Origin of the sequence: Pseudomonas khorasanensis (genome assembly GCF_014268505.2) — a bacterium.
Taxonomy (GTDB): domain Bacteria; phylum Pseudomonadota; class Gammaproteobacteria; order Pseudomonadales; family Pseudomonadaceae; genus Aquipseudomonas; species Aquipseudomonas khorasanensis.
Genome location: NZ_JABWQP020000007.1, coordinates 133,235 through 153,736 on the forward strand (window position 1 = coordinate 133,235; position 20,502 = coordinate 153,736).

Sequence of the window (20,502 nt, forward strand, 5' to 3'; positions counted from 1 at the left end):
GTCCTCCATGTCTGTTCCCGCTTTCGGTCTTGGCACGTTCCGCCTGCAAGGCCAGGTTGTCATTGACTCGGTGAGCACCGCCCTTGAACTCGGCTATCGGGCCATCGACACCGCGCAGATTTACGAAAACGAAGCAGAGGTCGGCCAGGCAATTGCCGCCAGCGGCATTCCACGCGAAGAGCTTTTCGTCACCAGCAAGATCTGGGTGGCCAACTTCGCCGGTGATCGCCTGATTGAAAGCCTCAAGGAAAGCCTGCAAAAACTGCAGACCGACTATCTTGATCTGACGCTGATCCACTGGCCCTCGCCGGAAAACCAAGTACCGGTCGAAGCATTCATGGGCGCGCTGGTGGAGGCCAAACGCCAGGGTCTGACCCGGCAGATCGGTGTGTCCAATTTCACTGTCGATCTGATGAAACAGGCGATTGCCGCTCTCGGTGCGGACAATATCGCGACAAACCAGATCGAACTGCACCCCTATCTGCAAAACCGCAAAGTCGTCGATTTCGCGCGCAGCCAAGGGATTCATGTCACTTCGTACATGACACTGGCCTATGGCGAAGTGTTGAAAGATCCGTTGATCCAGCAGATCGCCGAACGTCTGCACGCCACCCCGGCACAGGTGACGCTGGCGTGGGCGATGCAGTGCGGTTACGCGGTGATTCCTTCGTCGACCAAGCGCGCCAACCTGCAAAGCAACCTGGGGGCCAGCACGTTGATTTTGAGCGACGATGACATGGCGAAGATCGCCGAGCTGGATCGTGGCCATCGCCTGACCAGTCCGACAGGCCTTGCGCCCGACTGGGACTGATCCCGCTCAGGCATTCAGCCGTTGCGCGAGGCCGAGCATGGCTTCGCGCAACGCGTCGATCGCGCTTTCGACAGCAATGACTTCACCCTCTCGACAAGCCTTTTCAAGATCGGTACACGCCGCCACGACCCGCGCAGCCCCAACCATCTGCGCGCCGCCCTTTATGTGATGGGCCAGCCCGTTCAAGCCATTGCGATCGTCAATCTGCAACTGATCCAGAGACAGGAGATCGTCCCGCAGGCTGGCGCCGACCTCCTTGCGCAGTCGCTCCATCAATAACCGGTCAGCGCCGGCCATTTGTTGCAGAGTACTCAGGTCAATCTCGACTGGCTCGGCGGCTGGCTGCTGATCCTCGTTCGGCTCGCCAGGATGAGCTGCCCTCAACGCCTCAACCAGATCGTGCAAAAGGATCGGCTTGAACAGGCAGTGGTCCATGCCGGCATCGAGACAGCGCAGGCGCTCCTCCACCTGAGCGTTGGCAGTAAAGCCGAGAATCAGACAAGGCTTTCTCGCGGTGGAGGCTTCCTCGTCGCGGATTGCGCGCGCCAGTTCGTAGCCATTGCGTCGCGGCATGTTGCAGTCAGTAATCACCACATCGAAGACCTGCGCCTGCCAGCGCTCCAGCCCCTGCTCACCATCGCCAACGTCTACCGTGCGATGCCCCAGCTCACTCAGTTGCCAACACATCAGCAAGCGGTTGACAGGGTGATCATCCACCACCAACACGCTCAACACAGAGGTGGGCGGCGCCTCGTCAAGCGTTGTCGGCGCAGAAAGCACCACCGCCAAAAGCGGCAACTGCAGATTGATTTCCACTCGAGTGCCCTGCCCGGGCTCACTGTCGAGGCACAGCGTCGCGCCCATCATTTCGCAGAGGTTACGACTGATCACCAGCCCCAGGCCGGAACCGCTGCGCGCCGCTTGCGGATTGCTCGCTTGCACGAACGGACTGAACAAGCGCTGGCGATCCTCGACACTGATGCCGATGCCGCTGTCTTCAATCAGCACTTGCACATTTATCTGCTCGCCCGATATCTCAAGGGTTCGCAGGCGCAGGCTCACCTCCCCCGCATCAGTGAACTTGATCGCGTTACTCAACAGATTCGATAGCACCTGCTTGAAACGCGTCGGATCAAGCAACACATCCACGTCGGTGCTCGGATCAAGTTCGATTCGCCACATCAGGCGCTTCTGCCGCGCCAGTCCTTCAAACACCCGGCACACCGATGACACCGTTTCCCGCAGATTGGCGCGCTCGGGCGCAAGGGACATATGTCCCGACTCGATGCGGGCGATGTCGAGAATGTCGCCAATCAGTGCCAATAATTGCTGCCCGGCATTCGAGGCAACCTGAATTGCCAGGCGGTCGGTCACGCCCTCCTCCGCCCGCTTGAGCGCCAGCTCGAGCATGCCGATCAAGGCGTTCATCGGCGTGCGAATCTCATGGCTCATGGTCGCCAGAAAGGTGCTCTTGGCTCGATTGGCCTCGTCAGCCGCGTCCTTGGCCTGCTGCAGTTGTAACAACCACTGCTGGCGCTGGCGGATCTGTCGGCGCTGCCAGCCGATCCAGAGCAACGCCAGCAAAAACAAGCCCGCCGCACCGGCAAAACCGAGCAGAATCTCATGACGGTGGCGCAACCAATAGCTCTCCTCCATCACCACATCATGGCTCCAGTGCTCGACCAGTTCGTCCATTTGCTGCGGCGCGATGCTGAGCAATGCTTTGTTCAGAATCGAATGCAACAGTGCCGATTGCGGCGCTGTGGCCAAGGCGATGCGCGCGGGTTGGTCACCGACTGTGCCGGTAATGCGCAGACGGTCGCGGTACTGCCGGGCAATCAGAAAACGCGCCACCAGCAATGAACTCACCGTCACATCGACCTGCCCCCTGGCAATCATCGCCATGCCTTCGGCGGGGCTTTTAACCTCGACAAGAAGCAGGCCGGGCACCCGCTGCAGCAAGTAATCGCGCAACGGGTGCCCGCGATAAATCGCCAGGCGTTTACCCGCCAAGTCGTCGAGCGGCAGTGGACTTTGCGCGTTCGCAGCGCTGACCAACACAAACGGGTTGTTCAGATAGGCCCGGGTGAATTGCAACTGCGCTTCGCGCTCCGTGCTCGGCGTCACCACAGGCAAAATATCGAGTTTGCCGGCCCGGAGCTGCTCAAATTGCTCGTTCAGCGACGTCCCGCGCACGATCTCGAAATCCAGGCCGCTGCGCTGCGCAATCATCCTCAATAACTGCGCCGATAAACCGCTGAAGCGTCCGTCAGCATCGAAAAACGCCAACGGCGCAAAGTCGTCGACAGCGCCCACCCGCACCACCGGATGATGATCTAGCCATTGCTGCTCGGCGACGCTGAGTTGCACTCGTGACTGTTCGGCCATTCCCGCCAAGCCCACACTCCAGCGCTGTTCGATCAGATGCCGGCGCTCCATCGGCACTGCTGCCAACGCCTTGTCGATAATGCTTTTGAGGTGCCGGTCGCTGCGCAACAGCGCAAACGCGAACGGGTTGGCATCAAGGCCTGACGGCCCGGCCAGCTGCAAGTCGTTGCGGTAATTGGTGTTGATCAGGTAGTTGGCGCTGATGAAATCGCCCAGGTACACATCATCGGTACCGAAAGCGACCGCCCCAAGCGCGTCCATTGCCGAGGCATAACGTTGCACATGGGCATCGGGGTAAAACGCCTGGACATTAATCAGCGGCAGGTAATCCTCGACCATCGCGATACGTTTTGCCGTCAGGTCAGCGGGCAGTTTCTCATCATGCCGCGTGACCAGCATCGGCTGATCTTCAGCGTACGGCCGCGACAGGATGAATGCCGGATCAGCCGCTTCGAAACTGTTCGACGTGCCCAGCACATCGACATCACCGCGTTTGAGTGCCGCCATCAACGCAGGCCGGTTGGCGAACCGGCGCACTTCAATTCTGATGCCCAGCAGTTGCGCCAGCAAATCGGCGTAATCGGCCGTGATTCCTTCCAGCTCGTGCTGATTGCGGGTGATCTCGAATGGCGGATAATCCGGCCCGGAGATGCCCATGAGCAACACCGGATGTCCACGCAGCCACTGGCGCTCTCGATCATCGAGGCGGACCTGGATATTCCCCGGCTCAAGGCGAGCCAGTACCTCAAGGGTCTGCGGCAGGTCATTCGCCCAGACCGACGCTGCAAGCCCCAGCCACAGCGATAGAATACGCAGTCCCTGCGTCATATCGGGGCACTCAGATCAAGTGATTGCGCTTGGCGAAGTCGCGCAGGAGCACCGATGAACCCAGGCAGAGTTTCGCCATCATGCGGGTTTTGTAGGTGCTGACGGTCTTGTGACTCAGGTGCATTTCTTCGGCAATCGCCTTGTTCGGCTTGCCCAGAGCCAATTGCACGAAAATGCACAACTCGCGATCGGAAAGGTGATCGATCATCTCTTTCTCAGTCCGCTGTACGGCGTTGGACATACCGTTCGGCAACGCAGAAAAATAGGTGTGCCCGGACATTACCGCATTAATGGCCTCGCGAAGTCTGGTCAACTGGTTGCTCTTGGTAACGTAGCCTCTGGCACCTGCGCGTAGACAGCGTTCCTGGTAGTGCATCGGCTCATGCATGCTGAACACCAGGACCCGGCACCGTGCCGTCGGCGCCTTGATCTGGATTCGCGCCAGCACCTCCAGCCCGCCCATGGACCCCAGCCCCAGATCGAGCACGAGCAGGTGCGGATCAAGTTTGAGAATCAACGGCACCACCTCATTGCCGCTGGACGCTTCATGAATTTGGGTGAAACCTTGAGCTTGCAAGACAATTCGAATGGCCGCGCGCACTACCGGATGATCATCTACGATCAGCGCTGACTTCATTGGCACTCCCGCACACTCGTAAAAGACACCGAAACAGTCCGTTCCAGACGCGGTGCTGCGCAGGCACTGTTACATGGATGGGCAGGTTTTATCACCTGTCAGGTCTGACAGTTGTGCAGAGAAATTTTTTATGCATGAGCGCGGCGCAACAGGGGCTGAGCGTGTTGCCAGTCAGGAACGGCATGAGTTATGTCAGGAGCATCGACCAGGGCCATCAACTGCCGGACTGCCTGTAAGCCGGGCAATGGCGTATGGCTGATCTGCACGTTTTCCTGGGCGAATCCTGTAACCGCCTGGAGCGGCGCCATAGGCTCGTTGTAGATCAGGGCATGCCGAACCTGCGGGTTATCGAGCAAGAAACTCAACAGATCCAGTGCCCCTGCCGCCAGTTCGGCATTGATCAACAGCACGTCGAAGGGTTCGCAACCGTAATCCACCAAAGTCAACAGTTCAGCGAGGTCCTGCACCGGGGCAACACGGTAGTAATCGAGGCCATTGAACAGGCGCTCGATTTTCATTCGATGAAAATGTTGCGGGTCGGCGATCAGGATGCGCAACGCTTTGTTGGTCATGGTCAAGCTCCCGGGGTTGAGGGTCTGAGTGGGGCAAGACTACTCAAGCGACAGGGATTGCTCTGTAGGACTATTCCTAAAAAGCAGGTCATTGATCTGCTGACGGCCCGGCGCGATGCTGTTGCAACCAGACCAGCAGATTCTCCGCGGCCATCGGTCTCGCATACCAGTAACCTTGTCCTTGTGCACACCCCAAAGCCAGCAGCTCGCGACGCTGGGCATCGGTCTCGATGCCTTCGATCACCACGTTCATGCCCAGGGTTTCGCCCAGCGCCAGGGTGCTGCTGATCGCCGCCCGGCATCGCGGCTCATCGGCCAGGTTACGAGTGAAGTCGGCATCGAGCTTGATTTCGTTGAACGGCAACTGACACAAGCGCTGCAACGAGGAAAACCCGGCGCCGAAATCATCGATCGACAAACGACAGCCCATCATCCGCAACCGCACGAGGCTTTCGAGACTGATCGCAGGGGCTTCGAGCAAGCCACTTTCGGTCAGCTCGAAGGTTAGATTCGCGCCATTGGCCCCCTCTCGCTTCAGCAGAGCTTTGAGGCTGGAGGCCAGTTGGGCATTGGCAAGTTGCGTTGCGTGCAGGTTAAACGCCATGTTCAGGGCGAAACCCTGAGCCAGAGCAAGGCGCTGCACCGCCAGTGCCTGTTCGATTTGGGCAAACAACAAGTCGTCGAGCAAGCCGCACCGTTCCAGCACGGGCATGAACAAGGCCGGCGCAATCATCCCGCGCGTCGGATGCAGCCAGCGACAAAGCACTTCGACGCCACAAATATCACCACTTCGCAGGTTGAATTTGGGTTGATACCAGGCATGTAGCTGCTGTGCAGCCATTGCCTGGCGCAGAGCCGCTTCACTGGCCAGGGTCACGGGTAGCGCCACAGATGGCTTCATCTGCGGCCTTTCGACGAACTTTTTCAGCAACTGCGCCACCACCTGAACAGGCAAAGGTTTGCCGACATCACCGAGCAGCTCCAGCCCCAGCAAGCCAACCATTTGATGCACGGCCCGGCGCAAATCGACTGACAGCGAACTGCTAATGATCACCGACCTGACCTGCCCCGACGCACCGACCTTTTGCAGAAACTCAAGGCCGTCCATACCTTCCATCTGCAAGTCGCACAGCGCCACGTCGACCGAGCCAAGGGTTTCCAGCAATGCCAATGCCTGCGTGCCGTCACTGGCCTCGAAAACCTCGCGACAGCCCAGGGTACGCAGCATGTTGACCGCTACCGAACGCTGGAAAGGATGATCTTCCAGCACTAATACGCGTAAAGGCAGATCGGACATGGACAGAGGCTCGCAGGCTGTAAGGTCTGAGCCAGTCTGAGGCAGTCGCCGGCTCGACTCGTCGGGAAAATTCTGAATATCCTTGGGAAATCTCCTAAACATCGAGTTGCTCCAATAGTGGCTCAAGGGTCAGTCGGTAGGGGGCGCGGATCAGATTCGCCAGCGTTTTGAAGAGCATTTATTTCGACACTGCAGGACAGTTCGCCATTGCTGGCGTCCATGCGACACATTAAGCAAAAGCCCTTGGCGGGCATGTAGGACTGTTCTGAAAATCCCGGAATTACCCAAGGATTTTCAGCAAAAAGCCACGCCGGAACTATCCGACGTGGCAGGTGCAACTCACCAGAGGTAGCGATAGCCGAGGCTCACGCCGAAGGGTTGTTCGATGCCGTTGCCTTTGGCGTACTCGGCATCCAGCGAAATTTTGCTTTTCTCACTGACCTGCAGCACGCCACCGAAGCCGAGCTCGACACGATTGCCCGGCAATTCGGCATCGAACCGGTTGCCATTGACGCTCACCTTGCTGCTACCTTTGTGCTCAGCGATGTACGACGCTTTGACATACGGCTGAGCCTTCATGCCGTTGCTCAATTCCATACTGCGGCCGAACATTGAACCGACGCGGCTTTGCAGTGAATCGAGATCGTCAGACTTGACCCGCAAACCGTTGCTGGCGGTGTAACTTGCTCCTTGCGATCGGGTGACCGTCAATTCAACCTGCGGCTCGACGAACCAGCCATCCTTCAAATCGATTCGCTTGCCGACTTCGATGTCAGCGCCGATGCCGTTGGTGCTGTAGGACCCCTTCACGGCTTGGCCAAGGTTGGTCGGGGTTTTGATCTCGTTATCGAAACGGCTGTACTTCAATACGCTGTCGACGTACACACCGTTGTCGTTGAGGTAAGTCGCGTACACGCCGAACATGCGGCTATCGATATCGCCGGTCGCGCCTTCGCCAAAGTCCAGATCGGAACGCGCCGTGCCGACCATGCCACCCACATAGAGTTTGCCGCTGTTTACGGCGAAGGCCTTGTCAGCACCAATTTCCAGGCCGGTGATGTCCTGGCTGTAGGCGCGGCTGGAGTGTTCGCTGATATCCAGACGCTTACCGATGGCCCGGGTCCAGACGCCGCCATCATCCTTGCCCATTCGCAGTTCGCCGAGGCGCTTGACCAGCGCATTCATCTGGGCGCTCCAGAGGCTGGCGCCCGCCGTATGCACGGCAATGGCAGCGTTGGCACCTTTGGACAGTTGCTCCGGCGCAGGATCGAACGGGCGCGTCGGGTTTACCGGCTCCACGGGTTTTGCCGGTTCGACAGGTTTACCTGGATCAACGGGATTGACGGGATCAACCGGATTTACAGGATCAACCGGATTTACAGGATCAACAGGATCAACAGGGTCAACAGGGTCAACAGGGTCGACAGGAATGCTGCCGCCACTCGCCAGAACCCAGTCATCGCCCTGTTGTTGCAAGGTGTAGCGAAACGCACCAGCATCGACATGGCCACCAGCGAGTCCGAACTTCGCAGAGCCGCCGTTGGTATCAACCAACAGCAAGCGGCCATCCGCCGAAGCCGGCTCATGCCCCGAATCACCGACGATCAGTGTGTGATCACCGCTGGCCTGGCCCGCACCCTGCACCACCAGCAGATCATTTTGCTGATTGGCGATGTTGGTGTTCATCAACACGCTGCCGCTGCCGGACAAGGCTCCGACGGTGAAGGTCTTGAATGAGCCATCGCCGCTCGGAACGAAGGCCAGGCGACCGCCGTTGAGCGTCAGGGTGTCAACGGTTTTCACGCCGTCTTCCATGACATTCACGGTGCCGCCTGCCTCGGCGATCAGTCCGTTGGCTTGCGCGCCGGTGTACAAATTGACCTGGCCGCCGTTGCCGACTGTGCTGTTGTTGGCAGTGCCTTTGTCATAGACGCTCTGCAGGCCACCGTTGACTTGGGTGTCGGTAGCAACAGCAGCACCTATGTTGGTAACCACGATGCGCTGCTCACCGCCGCTCAGCACTTGAGTGTTGCGCGCCTGCGCCAGGTCGGTAAGGATTTGCACCCCGCCAGTATTGATGACCGTGTCAGCGGCCAAGGCAGAAAGCGACATATGCTGAACGCCACCCTGATTGACAACGGTGCGGTTTGCAACAGCGTTGAAGCTCTTTACTGCTTGCGTACCGCCATTGAGGACGGTGTCGTTGGCGACCCCCTGGAGGGAAACGCTCTGCAAGCCGCCGGCATTGACCACGGTACGGTTGGAGGTGCCGCTGGTGACAATCTGTTGACCGTGAACGACGGCATCGTTCGAAATGCCATGCTGAAATACCGCTTGCTTGCCCGTGGCTTCAATCAAAGTGTTGTTGGCCGTACCGTTGGTGCCAATGTTTTGCTGACCGGCGCTGACGGTTTCGCCATTGATCACCGCGCCGTTACTCACCGTTGCGGTGAAAGCCTGCGCATGCGTCGGCATCAGCATGACAACAGCCAGCGCCAAGGGGGACAGGGTCAGTGCGTGATGCGTTTTCGCATGGACAATTTTCATGGGTCGTACCTCGTTGATGAGGTAACGAATTTAGAGATTGGAGAGAAGGAAAAGAGCAGGAAATTTCCCTGTGTTTGTAGGAAATTTCCTAGCTCGATTTACACGTTCGACCCACGCCCTCTTATTGCAAGAGAGCGAAGCGCTACCGTATCAGCGACGAATGCCCACGGTATCAGCGCCATTGGAGACGATAACTTCCACTCGGCGGTTGTGCTGCCGACCGGCCGCATTGCCGTTATCGGCGACTGCATATTCCTCGCCGTAACCCTGGGTCAGAATCCGCGAACGGTCGACACCCAACTTCGTCAGCGCCACGGCAACCGAAGCGGCCCGACGCTCGGATAGCACTTGATTGGCATCGTCACTGCCAACGTCATCGGTGAAGCCTTCGACGCGCACCTTGCGCTCCGGATTGTCATTGAGAAAGTCAGCCAACTGCTGGAACTGCCGCTGGCTGCCGTACTTGAGATCGGCCTTGCCGGTGTCAAAGAGCACATCGCCGAAAGTCACAACCTGCCCGCGATCGGTCTGCCGGGCCTTCATCGCCTGCAATGCCTTGAGCTGCCGGGTTCGCACATCCAATTGCACCTGCGTGCGCTCGGCGTCGATTTTCTTCAGCCCGGCTTCAGCCTGGCGCCCCGCAATGGTTTGTTCAGCCAGCGCGATTTTCTGGCTGGCCAGATAGGCCAGTTGATCGACCTGAGGCGCTTCGCGGTCCGTCAAGGAAGCCTGATCGGCCGCATTCAGCGCAGCGAATGCCGAGCGGGTTTCCAGAGCCGCCATGGTGTTGGATTCGGGCTTGTTCTGCAGGGCAGCGAATTGCGCGCGTGCCTGTATCAACTGGGGATTCTCTTGCGGCGTGGCGCAGCCGGCAAGCAACGCGGCCAAAACGGAAGCGACGGGTAACAGTTTGGAAGTGGTCATGGAGATGTCCTTATTGAGCGCTGGCAGGCGGGTTGAAGCCGGTGACCGGGTCTTGCAGCATTTCCTGCTTGAGCACTTCGATACCGCTGCGGGCATCGGTCAATTGTTTCTGCCATTTCAAGGCACGGGATTTACGCTCGGCCAGATTGGCATCCGCTTCGATCTGCTCGGCCAGCAGCCGGGTCTGCGCAAAGTTTTTCTCGCCAAGAACGCGCTCCATTTGCAACATTTTGCTCTGCGCCGATTGCATTTCCAGCGGTGCGTACTGAGTTGCCTCGGCTGCGACCGCACGGTTGACCGCATCTTTGGCCAGAGTGATCTGTTGTTCCGGCAGCGGCGCGCTGGCACAGGCGCTCAAGGCCGCCGCGACGGCCATTCCACTGATGGCCAGGCGTGCTCGGGAAGACATACGGGTTAGGGTCATCAACAGCTCCAAACGATAACTAATGAAGGTGGGTCGGCGTTGCGCCGAACCCCCTGCACGTTAGCGACGGAGGGCGGGTTGCGAATGTAGGAAAATTCGCAAGCAAGGTCCCGAAAACGAAAATAAGCAATTACGCCAGATGTTCGTCCAACTGCATCGACAACTTCTCCATGGCCTGTTGCAGGGCATCCACCGCCTCGGTCACACGCCGGGTATCCAGCCCTTCGCTGGCAATTTCCAGCGCCTCGCAGGCTTGAATCAGCGCATTTGCTTTGATGATCCGCGCGCCGCCCTTGACCCGGTGCGCCAGATCGGCAAGCCCGGGCATGTCATGGGCGGTGAACAGACGCAGCAGCCTGGCCATGTCCTGTGCGTTGCTGGTGGCCAGATCGCTTAAAAGGCTCTTGATCGAATCCGGATCGCCCCGGGTCAGCTGTTCGAGGCTGGCTAGATCGATGTCGCCGACTGCCGATGGGTTGTCCGGCACCTCTACCGCCGGACGCGGGTTCGGCACAATGGCGACCAGACGCTGATTCAAATCCTTGAGGCTGATCGGTTTGAACAGGCAATCGTCCATGCCGGCTTCGGCGCAACGCTGTTTTTCCTCGGGCAAGGCATTGGCCGTGAACCCCAGCACCAGGCTGCGCGGCAGCCCCCGCGTGGCTTCTTCATCACGTATCGCCCGAACCAGCTCATAACCGTCCATGATCGGCATGTTGCAATCGGTAATGACCACATCGAATGCCGCGCCGCGCCAGGCGCGCAGGCCGTGAGCACCATCTTCAGCGTCGGTGACCCGATGGCCCAGATAACTCAGTTGTTGCGACAGCAGCAAGCGGTTGGCCGGGTAATCGTCAATCACCAGGATATTCAAGCTGTGCTGACTGCCGAGTGGCTCGCTGTCTGCCACCGGCGCGGTTACCAGCGGCTCGAGGGTCGGCAGACTCAGCAGCACTTCAATTTGCGTGCCCTGCCCCAGTTCGCTCGACAACGTCAGGCTGCCACCCATCATTTCGCACAGCGTGCGACTGATCACCAGTCCCAGACCGGAACCACTGCGAGCCGACTGACCGTGGTTGGCCGCTTGGGAGAACGGGGTGAACAACTGCGCCTGATCGTCCTGTGAAATCCCCCGGCCGCTGTCCTTGACGAGCAAACGCAGGCGCAGTCGTTCACCAGTGCCAGGCTCCACTTGCACGCCCAACTGCACTTTGCCGACATCGGTGAACTTGATCGCATTGCTCAGCAGATTCGACAGCACCTGTTTGAAACGCAGCGGATCAATCAACACATCGACATTGCTCAAGGCGTCCAGGTCAAGTTGCAGTCGCAACTGCTTCTGCCGCGCCAGGCCTTCAAAGATGCGTACTACCGATTCGACCAGCTCGCGCAGGTTGGCGCGTTGCGGCGCCAGCGACAGGCGCCCCGATTCGATCCGTGCAATGTCCAGAATATCGCCGATCAAATCCAGCAAGCCCCGCGCGGCGCCCGATGCCACCTCGATTGCAAAACGATCAGTCACGCCTTGATCAGCCCTCTTCAGAGCCAGTTCGAGCATGCCGATGACAGCGTTCATCGGTGTGCGGATTTCATGGCTCATGGAGGCCAGGAAGGTGGTTTTGGCGCGGTTGGCATCGTCGGCCGTATCCTTGGCGATTTGCAACTCGTGCAACAGATGCTGGCGTTCACTGATATCGATCCAGCCGGCGATCATGCCGTTGACCGCACCGTCGCTGCCCCGGTACGGCAGCATCCAGTGATAGATCGTCAAGCTGCGGCCGTCGGCCAGCGTCAGGCTGCGGTCCTGGATGCTCGGTTGTCCCTCGTCCATGACCTGAAGATAGTCATCGTGATAGGCCTGAGCCTGTAGCGCATCGCTCAACACGCCCTCAATCACGGTCTTGCCGATGACTGCATCACGCGCCACACCGAAAACTTGCAGGTAACCGCTGTTGCAAATCACCAGGCGACCTTCGCGGTCGCGTACATAAATCGGGTGGGGCGTTCCGTCGATCAAAACGCGCATGAACTCTATCTGATCGTTGAGGGCGATTTCCGCCTGGCGACGCTTGCGCATCAACAGGCGCAAATAAGCGATCCAGCCCAGCGCCACCAAGAGCAATACGCCGGCAATCACAAAGCCCTGAATGATCATGCCGCGATTGCGCAGCCAATAATTGTCATCGACCACCACTTCGCTGCGCCAGCGGTTGGTCAGCTCGTCCATTTCTTCCGGGCTGATACTCAGCAGGGCCTTGTCGAGGATCGAGTACAACTCAAGCGCACCGCGATTGGTGGCCAAGGCAATACGCGCCGGCTGCGTGCCGACGGTGCTGGTGATCTGCAAGCTGTCGCGGTACTGGCGCGAGATCATATAACGCGCGCTGATCAGCGAATTGATCGCGCCGTCGACCTCGCCCGTGGCGACTTTTTCCATGGCATCGGAAGCGTTGCTCGCCGGCACCAGCTGCACACTGGGGAATTGCTCGATCAGGTACTCGCGCAACACGTTGCCGGTGATCAGCGCCAGGCGCTTGCCCGCCATCTGATCCAGCGTTGCAGGCGCGCCATCGCGGCGGGTGATCAGGACAAACGGGTTGATGAGATACGGCCGGGTGAACCGCAATTCGCCCTCACGCTCGGTGCTGGGGGTAAATGCCGCCAGCATGTCGGCCTTACCGCTGGTGACTGCGCGGATCAGCCCGCCGACCGAATCGACCCGCTGCATATCGAACTGCAAGCCGGTACGCAGGCTGATCTTCGCCAGCACGTCGGCGCTGATGCCGCGAAACTTGCCCGCCTCATCCACGAAAGTCAGCGGCAGGAAGTTCTCATTGATGGCGACTTTGATGCGCGGATGCTTGTCCAGCCAGCGCTGTTCCCTGACGCTGAAATGCAGTACGTGCTGTCCGGGGATTGCCACGCCGCCGACGCTCCAGCGGCGTCGAATGCTCATGCGTTCTTCCGCGGGAATGGCTTTCAGTGCCGCGTCGACAACGCGTAAAAGTCGCTGATTTTCACGGATCACGGCGAAGCTGAAGGGCTGCGTTTCCATTCGCGAAAAATCGCTGAGCTGAACGTTGTTCAGGTAGTTTTTCTTGATCAGATAGTTGGAGCTGATCAGATCACCCAAATAGACATCGGCCTGGCCGAACGCTACAGCGCCGATGGCCGTCAGGGTCGAGGGATACACTTGCAGGCTGGCCTTGGGATAAAACGCTTTGACCGTTTCCGGTGGCAGGTAGTGATACAGCATCGCTACGCGCTTGCCGGCCAGATCCGGCGGCAGGCTGGCGCTGTCATCGAGACGCGTCACAAGGCTCGGGTTGTCCTCGGCGTAAGGTAGCGAGATCGCCAATTCAGGGTCCGCCGCTTCAAAGCCGTTCGCCGTGCCGACCATATCGATCTCGCCACGTTTCAGCGCAGCCAACAAATCGCTGCGCGAGGCATAGCGCCGCACCTCGACATCAACGTCCAGCAACTGTGCGACCAGCTGCGCATAGTCAGCGGTCAGACCCTCGTAATCGTTGCCGTTAACGGTGATCGCGAACGGCGAATAATCCGGACTGCTGTCACCCAGCAATAATTTGCCCTTGCGGCGCAACCAGCTCCAATCCGTCTCGTCAAGCGACGCCGCGTATTCGGAGACGTCCGAGCGGCCCAGCAGCTGCAACGTATCAGCCGACGGCGCCGCCGCAGCAGGCAGGCTCGCCATGGCGCTGAACACCAGCAGCCCGACGAGGCATTTTCTGGCGAACATGATCACTTAGAGCAGGTTGTTGCGTTTGGCAAAATCAGCAAGATACACCACCGATTTGACGTTTAGTTTTTCGATCAGCCGCGTCTTGTAGGTGCTGACTGTCTTGTTGCTGAGCAGCATCGCATCGCCGATTTCCTTGTTGCTCAAGCCTTTGGCCAATTGTTGCAGGATCGTCAGTTCGCGATCGGACAGGCTCTGGATCAACTCCAGATCGGTGGCCTGGGCATCGCTGCGGCGCACCGAACTGTTGGCCAGGTTGGGAAAAAACGTATACCCGTCCATCACCACCTTGATCGCCTTGACCAGTTCGTCGAGATCGTTGGTCTTGGAAATGTATCCGGCGGCGCCGGCCTTCATGCAGCGCATGGAATAGAACTGCGCCGATTGCGAAGTCAGCACGAGGATCTTGCAGGACAGGTTCAGCGCGCTGATGCGCGAAATCACCTCCAGCCCGTCGAGCTTGGGCATGGTGATATCGAGAATGATCAGATCGGGCTGATGCTCACGGGCCTGTTGCACCGCGTCGGCGCCATTATCAGCCTCGGCAACGACGGCGAAGTGTTCCTGTTTCAACAGCATTCTGACGGCAGAGCGAATGAACGGATGATCGTCCACGATGATCGCTTTAAGCATAAAAACTCCTGTAAGACACGTCGACGTACATCATCGGCTACATCAGGAACAGCGGTGGGACATCAACCCAGACGATCCACGTGTCGAAAATACACGAGCACGACTGGAGTGTAGGAAGTTTCTTGTACATCGCATCAAATAATGTACAACTTAAAAGCACAGTTATCGCCTCTCCAGCCATTTGAGCAGGTCATGGCCATTCATGGGCCTGGCCAGGTAATAGCCTTGGCCGATCTCGCACTTCAGTTCCAGCAAATGCTCGAGTATCTGCGGGCCGCTCACGCCTTCAATTACCAGCGCCATTCCCAACGACCGCGCCAGCTCCCGGGTACCGGAAACCATTGCCCGACTGCCCGGTCGGTCCAGGTGCTGAACGAAACGACCATCAAGCTTGAGCTGGGTAAACGGCAACTCGCTCAACAGCTTCAGCGAGGAAAAGCCCACACCGAAGTCGTCCACCGCCAGACCACAGCCCAGCAGGCGCAAACGCAACAGATTTTCCTGAGTGTCGGACGGGCAATCGAGCAAACCATTTTCCGCTACTTCGAACATCAGCACCGAACCGTTGAAACCATGCCGATCCAGAGTCTGCTTGATGTGTTCCACCAAGCCATTGTCTTTGACTTGCGAGGCGTGCAGGTTGAAGGACAGCACCATCGCCAAGCCGCGATCACGCATGATTCCCAGCAGGTTCAGGCCTTGCTCGAGCAAATGTTTGAACATCAAGTCGGTCAAATCGTAGGCGAGTATGGCGGCCAGAAAATCACCGGGCAGCAAGATGCCTCGCGCCGGATGTTCCCAGCGCGCCAGCGCCTCCACCCCGCTCACCGTGCCGCTGTGCAGTTGGAACTGCGGCTGGAACCAGGCGCGGAACTCGCCCAGGGCCAGCCCGCGTCGAACCTCATCCTCGCTGGGCAGCACGTTGTTCAAAGTCCTTGGCGTCGACACTACCTGCGTGCGACTGTAGCGTTGCAGCAGGCGGTGCAAGGCACGCAGCTGCACCGGTCGGCTCAGCACACCCAGCAATTGCAGGCCTGCCAGGGACACCATCTGGCCCAGCGTACGCCGTATCTCCGCTGGCAATTCACTGCACAGCACCACCGCACGGACCATGCCACTGTGGCTGGCCAGACGCAGAAACTCGAGGCAATCGACGCCGCGATCCGTCAGGTCGCACAAGACGATATCGACCCCGCCCTGCAAATGCATCCGCACCATGGCCTGTTCGGCGTCCGGCGCTTGCAACACGTCACGCACACCCAGGCGATGCAACATCCTCACCAGGACATTGCGGGCAAACTCATGATTTTCCAGCACCAAAACTCGTGGGGAGGCCATCGTCCTTTCATCACTCAATCGTCCCGGGGAAACACGATAGTGGCCACCGGAGGCCAAGCAGAACGAAGGATTTATCCTGCGCAAGTGTAGGAAATTTCCCAGCGAAGTCTCAGTCAGTAGTAGACGATCTGCACCACCATGATCGCCTCGAACCGGCCAGTCTCTGGCTCACCCAGCGCGACAAGCGAGGCACTGAATGGCACATCGATATGGCTCATCTCGGCCGAGAAATTGGCCAAGGGAAACGGCTCGTTGACTGGCACCAGATTGTTGCGCGCGTCACGTATCTGGATACCGAATTGGCTGCCTGCTGCCGGAAGAATGTTGTATAGCCCGTCCTGATTGGCGGTGACAAACGTCGCGCCGATGTTGATCGCACTGCTGCATTTTTTCTCCAGAGCAAGGCTGAAAGGCCTGACTGGATTGGGTGGCGAAAAGCCCGTGGCGATTTTCTGGATCACACCAAAATCGACGATTCCCGGCTCGGGCGTCACCGTCACGTCCACCGTACAGGCCGTGCCGACTATGTTCTGCAACCCGCTGAGCTGAAAACGGAAGTTGCCCGCCGGGTTGCTCGGCCCGCCGTTGAGGCCGTAGAGGCCGTCGAACTGGAACACGTCATAGGTGTCTTGCGATGGCCGTTGCAACGGCATCAAGCCTCGTTTGCGGATAACCACCTGAAAGGCAATGCTCGGCGTCACCCGCGAACAGGCAAGCATGTCCGCGCCACTGTTGGCGCTCGGGCAGCCCGGGGAGACGAAGCCACTGTTTACCCCTTGAGTCGGGTTGGAACTCCAGTCGCCGTCCCATGCCGTCACCCCGCGATAGACCAGGCCAAACTCGATGCCCCACGGCGTCGGATTGAGACCGGCCGGGTTGCCATAGAAGTAGATCGGATCGTCTTCCCGATAGTGCAAGTCGAAAAGTTTCCAGCAGTTGGCCGGCACCACATGGGTTTTCGAGCGCCAGATGATCGTGCCGTCAGGTACGGTGTCCGGCACCGACACCGGCCCGATGTATTCACTCAAGTAACTCCCGGCATCAATAGACTTGCAGACCATGGCCGAGGCGAACTGGGAGAACACCAGCGCTACCGCAGCCACTGCCAGCCGGGTCAGCATGGGGCACGATTTCATGGCTTCACGCCCTGACACAGGTTCGCTACACAGCTGAACAAGGTGTCGGACTGACCGCCGAAGTCATTCATGTTCGAAATCCTCAGCGTGCTAAACGCAGTGTTGCTCAAGGCGAACCGGGCGCTGCCGCGAGGGGCAATCATCACGGTATCGATGGGCATCTTGAGTTTCTCCGGACCGGCAAGCAGGCCGACTACCGTGATGTGAAAGACGGTCGGGTTATCGACGATCAACTGTTTCGCCGCCGGATCGATTTCAAGTTTCAGCCCGAGCGCCAGATCCTCGCCGCGCTCGCGCTTTACCGCTGCCGGGCGATAGAACAATTTGATCTTCGACTGCAAGGCGATCTGCATCGAATTGACGGCCTGGGTCTTCGGCGGAATCTCGCGAATGTTGAGGTAGAACACCGACTCGCGGTCCGTTGGCAAAGCTGTCTGCGGCAGTTTGACGATCCGCAGCACACTGCTCTCGTTGGGCTCGATCCGTTGCAAGGGCGGCAAAACCATGAACGGCGACGTGATCTTTTCCCCGCCCTCGTTCTCGATCCAGGACTGCACGATGAACGGTAATTGCGGGTTCTTGTTGCTGACCGTGACACTCACTGAAGGGGCACTTTCTTCAAACACCACGCGGGTGCGATCCGGTACCACGGCGGCGCTGGCCAGCAGCGGCATGAAAAGGCCGGTGGCAATCAACAGGCGATGAGCTGGACTTGAAGCAAAACGAGACATGGTGACTCCGGGTTTATTGAGAGAGACGATTACAGGCACTGGGCAGGCGTAGCAACGCTGGTCACTACGTCTTGTTCAGGGAGTTTGGCCAGACGGCACTGGCCGGCGTCGTCCCAACGCGCCACCAGCTCAGCCCCGGCCTTGATGCCCAACAGATAAGTGACGCCCACCTCGCCGACGATGCCCACTTCCCTATTGGTGTGCAGGTCTTGCACTGATGCGCCAAACGGCACTGGTTTGCCGTCGCCACGGCGCAACTCGACAAACGCGTTATGGCCTTGGCCAGTGGCGAAACTGACGTAACCAATAGCGCCCTCGGTCAGCGCCAGGCGCTGGATCGGATTGGACACTTCGGTATTGAGCGGCAGCTCTTCAACGTTGACCCGCGCTTCGTAAGCCTGAAAAGACGGTAAACCATCCATCACGGCATAACCGTTGCGGTTGCTGCGGGTCTGGCCACTGAAGGCAACGTCCGACACACCGTCGGTGGACACCAGCAAACGGGTGTCGCCGTTGCTGCCGTTGCCGTGCGCAGTCACCCCGTAACGCGTCGCCACCAATGAACTGTCGAGTTCGCCGGTCAGCGAGCGATAGGTGTTGCCATCGGTGCTCGCCGAAGCATTGGCGCGGTAACTTGAGGCACGTTTTGCGATGTACGCATTAACGTAGCGGTTGTCGCCCACGCCGCCGTACAGCTGATAATTCACACCCTCGCCGTTATCGTGGCTGTAACCGACACTGGTTGCGGAACTGCCCGAGCCCGAGCGCTGCAGATTGCTCGACAGCATCGAGTTGCCACCCAGCGGCACGGTCAGGCCGAGGTAAATCTGCGAATCGTTCTGCCGGCTGTTCCGTGTCTGGTAGGCCGACAGATTGACGTTGATGTTCTTGACGTTGCCCAGGGAAAGACTGCGCGCCACGCTCAGGCCAAAACGATCGGCCGCCGGCGCATCCCAATAGGTTGAATGGTCGTAGGAAAAACTCGTCGACAGCCAGGCAAAATGCTTGGCCACCGTCACTGAATATCGCTGCTTGCCCGAGTTAAGTGCGTAGGAATCGACATCGCCGGCGAACTGCGAAAAATTGGTAAAGGTCTTGTCGGAAAAGCGATAACCCAGAAAACGCAGATCGGTGCCGATCGCGTCGAACCGCTTGGAATAATTGATCCGGTAGGAATTGCCGACCACGGTCTGGCCATTCCAGCGCAGCTTTGCCCGGGATGTCGTGACGTCGCCGGACACGGCGCCGAACACGCCCAGATCCTTGCCGATACCGAAAGCATTGGACTGATATCCCGAAGCTGCAAACAGGCCCCCGTAGAGGGTCCAGTCGCGTGCCAGCCCGTAAGCCGCTTCCGCTGCAACGAAGCCGGGCTCGGTGCCACCCGCGCCGGTCAGGCGTGGCTGCCCGGCCGAAACCTTGTAGCGCAGCTCACCTTCACGGGAGAGAAACGGCACGGCGGCAGTGGCGACAGTGAATGTCTGCTCGGTGCCATCTTCTTCGCGCACCGTGACATCCAGCGTGCCTTGTACGCTGCTGTTGAGGTCTTGAATGCTGAACGCACCGGGCGTCACCGTCGTCGAGTACAGCACCCGACCCTGTTGCGATACCGTGACCGTCGCATTCGTGCGCGCCAGTCCACTGATCAGCGGCGCGTAACCGCGCAGGTTCGGCGGCAGCATGCGGTCGTCGCTGCTCAGCGTCGCACCGCGCAAGGCGAAAGTATCGAACACGTCGGAATTCAGGTAATCCTCACCCACGGACAGCTTCGAACGGATCGAGGGCAAGGCTCGATAGGCATACAAGCGGTTCAACTGGAACGCTTCGCCGCGCGGGTCGTTGCCCTGGCTGACGGATTCCTGGCGCGCCTGATAGTCGGCACGCAGACGCCAGGCGTCGAGGTTGATGCCCGCCGTGCCGTAACTCTGCAGCGAACGCGAATTGCCCGACTGGCCGGTGGACTCGCGGCTGTTGGCGATCACTCGGTAATCGAGCAACGCGCCGTTGAGCCCGACGCTCCATGCGGCGGGCGGGATGTAGTTGGGGTCGGCATATTCAAACGTTGCCTGGGGCAGACTGATCGACAGACGACCCAGATTCTTCAGGTACTTGATCGAGGCGTTGTCGATACCGCGCAGATCCACGCATTGGCCGTTGGCCAGCCTTGGCAGCGTCCGCAGCACGCCGGGCTTCAAGCCAAAGGTTGCGACCAGTTCTTCAGGCAGACAGACGTAACTGTCGTCGGCTTGATCGCCGGCCCTGAACTCAAGGGTGCGCGAGCCGAAATAACGCTGATTGACGGTGATATCCAGCAAATAACGACCCGGCGCGGTGTATTGCGCATGGGCAAACTGTCCGAGGCTGATATCGTCGTGCTGATCGATATTCAGAAACTCCGCATTGAACTCCACGGCGCTCGAATAACGGGCACAAGAGATCAACACGCAAGACACGAAAAGTTTTCGGCCGTACACGG

At 59.0% G+C, this 20,502-nt stretch carries 14 protein-coding genes; 1 reads left to right on the forward strand and 13 read right to left on the reverse strand.

The genetic code is table 11. From position 1 onward, the window contains the following. Positions 1-7: 7 nt before the first annotated feature. On the forward strand, positions 8-811 hold the full coding sequence (dkgB, locus tag HU727_RS16700; protein ID WP_186532632.1) for a 2,5-didehydrogluconate reductase DkgB: 804 nt from the start codon (positions 8-10) through the stop codon (positions 809-811). 6 nt (positions 812-817) lie between these two features. On the opposite strand, the gene HU727_RS16705 is transcribed toward dkgB, so the two are convergent. From HU727_RS16705 to HU727_RS16765, 13 genes are all read right to left on the reverse strand, one after another. Beyond that, positions 818-4,027 (reverse strand): transporter substrate-binding domain-containing protein, encoded by a 3,210-nt coding sequence (locus HU727_RS16705; protein ID WP_186532633.1) that lies wholly within the window; start codon positions 4,025-4,027, stop codon positions 818-820. Positions 4,028-4,037: 10 nt separating this feature from the next. Then, positions 4,038-4,664, reverse strand: coding sequence for a response regulator transcription factor (locus tag HU727_RS16710; RefSeq protein WP_186532634.1), 627 nt, complete (start codon positions 4,662-4,664; stop codon positions 4,038-4,040). A 128-nt stretch (positions 4,665-4,792) separates the two neighbouring features. After that, a complete protein-coding gene (locus HU727_RS16715) occupies positions 4,793-5,236 on the reverse strand; it encodes an ANTAR domain-containing protein (protein ID WP_186532635.1) in 444 nt (147 codons plus the stop codon). Between the two features lie 88 nt (positions 5,237-5,324). Next, positions 5,325-6,533, reverse strand: coding sequence for an EAL domain-containing response regulator (locus HU727_RS16720; protein ID WP_186532636.1), 1,209 nt, complete (start codon positions 6,531-6,533; stop codon positions 5,325-5,327). A gap of 339 nt (positions 6,534-6,872) precedes the next feature. Beyond that, positions 6,873-9,080, reverse strand: coding sequence for an autotransporter outer membrane beta-barrel domain-containing protein (locus tag HU727_RS16725; protein WP_186532637.1), 2,208 nt, complete (start codon positions 9,078-9,080; stop codon positions 6,873-6,875). A 150-nt stretch (positions 9,081-9,230) separates the two neighbouring features. Further along, entirely contained in the window at positions 9,231-10,004 is a 774-nt protein-coding gene (locus HU727_RS16730) for an OmpA family protein (protein WP_186532638.1), read from the reverse strand. Positions 10,005-10,014: 10 nt separating this feature from the next. Further along, positions 10,015-10,428, reverse strand: a complete 414-nt coding sequence (locus tag HU727_RS16735) for a DUF4398 domain-containing protein (protein WP_186532639.1) — start codon at positions 10,426-10,428, stop codon at positions 10,015-10,017. Positions 10,429-10,558: 130 nt separating this feature from the next. Beyond that, complete coding sequence (locus HU727_RS16740) at positions 10,559-14,188, reverse strand: transporter substrate-binding domain-containing protein (protein WP_186532640.1); 3,630 nt, start codon at positions 14,186-14,188, stop codon at positions 10,559-10,561. A 6-nt stretch (positions 14,189-14,194) separates the two neighbouring features. Further along, positions 14,195-14,821 carry a response regulator transcription factor gene (locus tag HU727_RS16745; protein WP_186532641.1) on the reverse strand — a complete coding sequence of 209 codons (627 nt, stop codon included), beginning with the start codon at positions 14,819-14,821 and terminating at the stop codon, positions 14,195-14,197. A gap of 162 nt (positions 14,822-14,983) precedes the next feature. Beyond that, a complete protein-coding gene (locus tag HU727_RS16750) occupies positions 14,984-16,159 on the reverse strand; it encodes an EAL domain-containing response regulator (protein ID WP_186532642.1) in 1,176 nt (391 codons plus the stop codon). A 113-nt stretch (positions 16,160-16,272) separates the two neighbouring features. Next, the gene (locus HU727_RS16755; protein ID WP_186532643.1) at positions 16,273-17,295 is read right to left on the reverse strand and encodes a fimbrial protein; all 1,023 of its coding nucleotides are present in this window, start codon (positions 17,293-17,295) and stop codon (positions 16,273-16,275) included. Beyond that, the gene (locus HU727_RS16760; protein ID WP_186532644.1) at positions 17,292-18,026 is read right to left on the reverse strand and encodes a fimbrial biogenesis chaperone; all 735 of its coding nucleotides are present in this window, start codon (positions 18,024-18,026) and stop codon (positions 17,292-17,294) included. The genes HU727_RS16755 and HU727_RS16760 overlap by 4 nt, the downstream gene beginning before the upstream one ends. A gap of 29 nt (positions 18,027-18,055) precedes the next feature. Next, positions 18,056-20,470, reverse strand: coding sequence for a fimbria/pilus outer membrane usher protein (locus tag HU727_RS16765; RefSeq protein ID WP_367617014.1), 2,415 nt, complete (start codon positions 20,468-20,470; stop codon positions 18,056-18,058). Between the last annotated feature and the right edge of the window lie 32 nt (positions 20,471-20,502).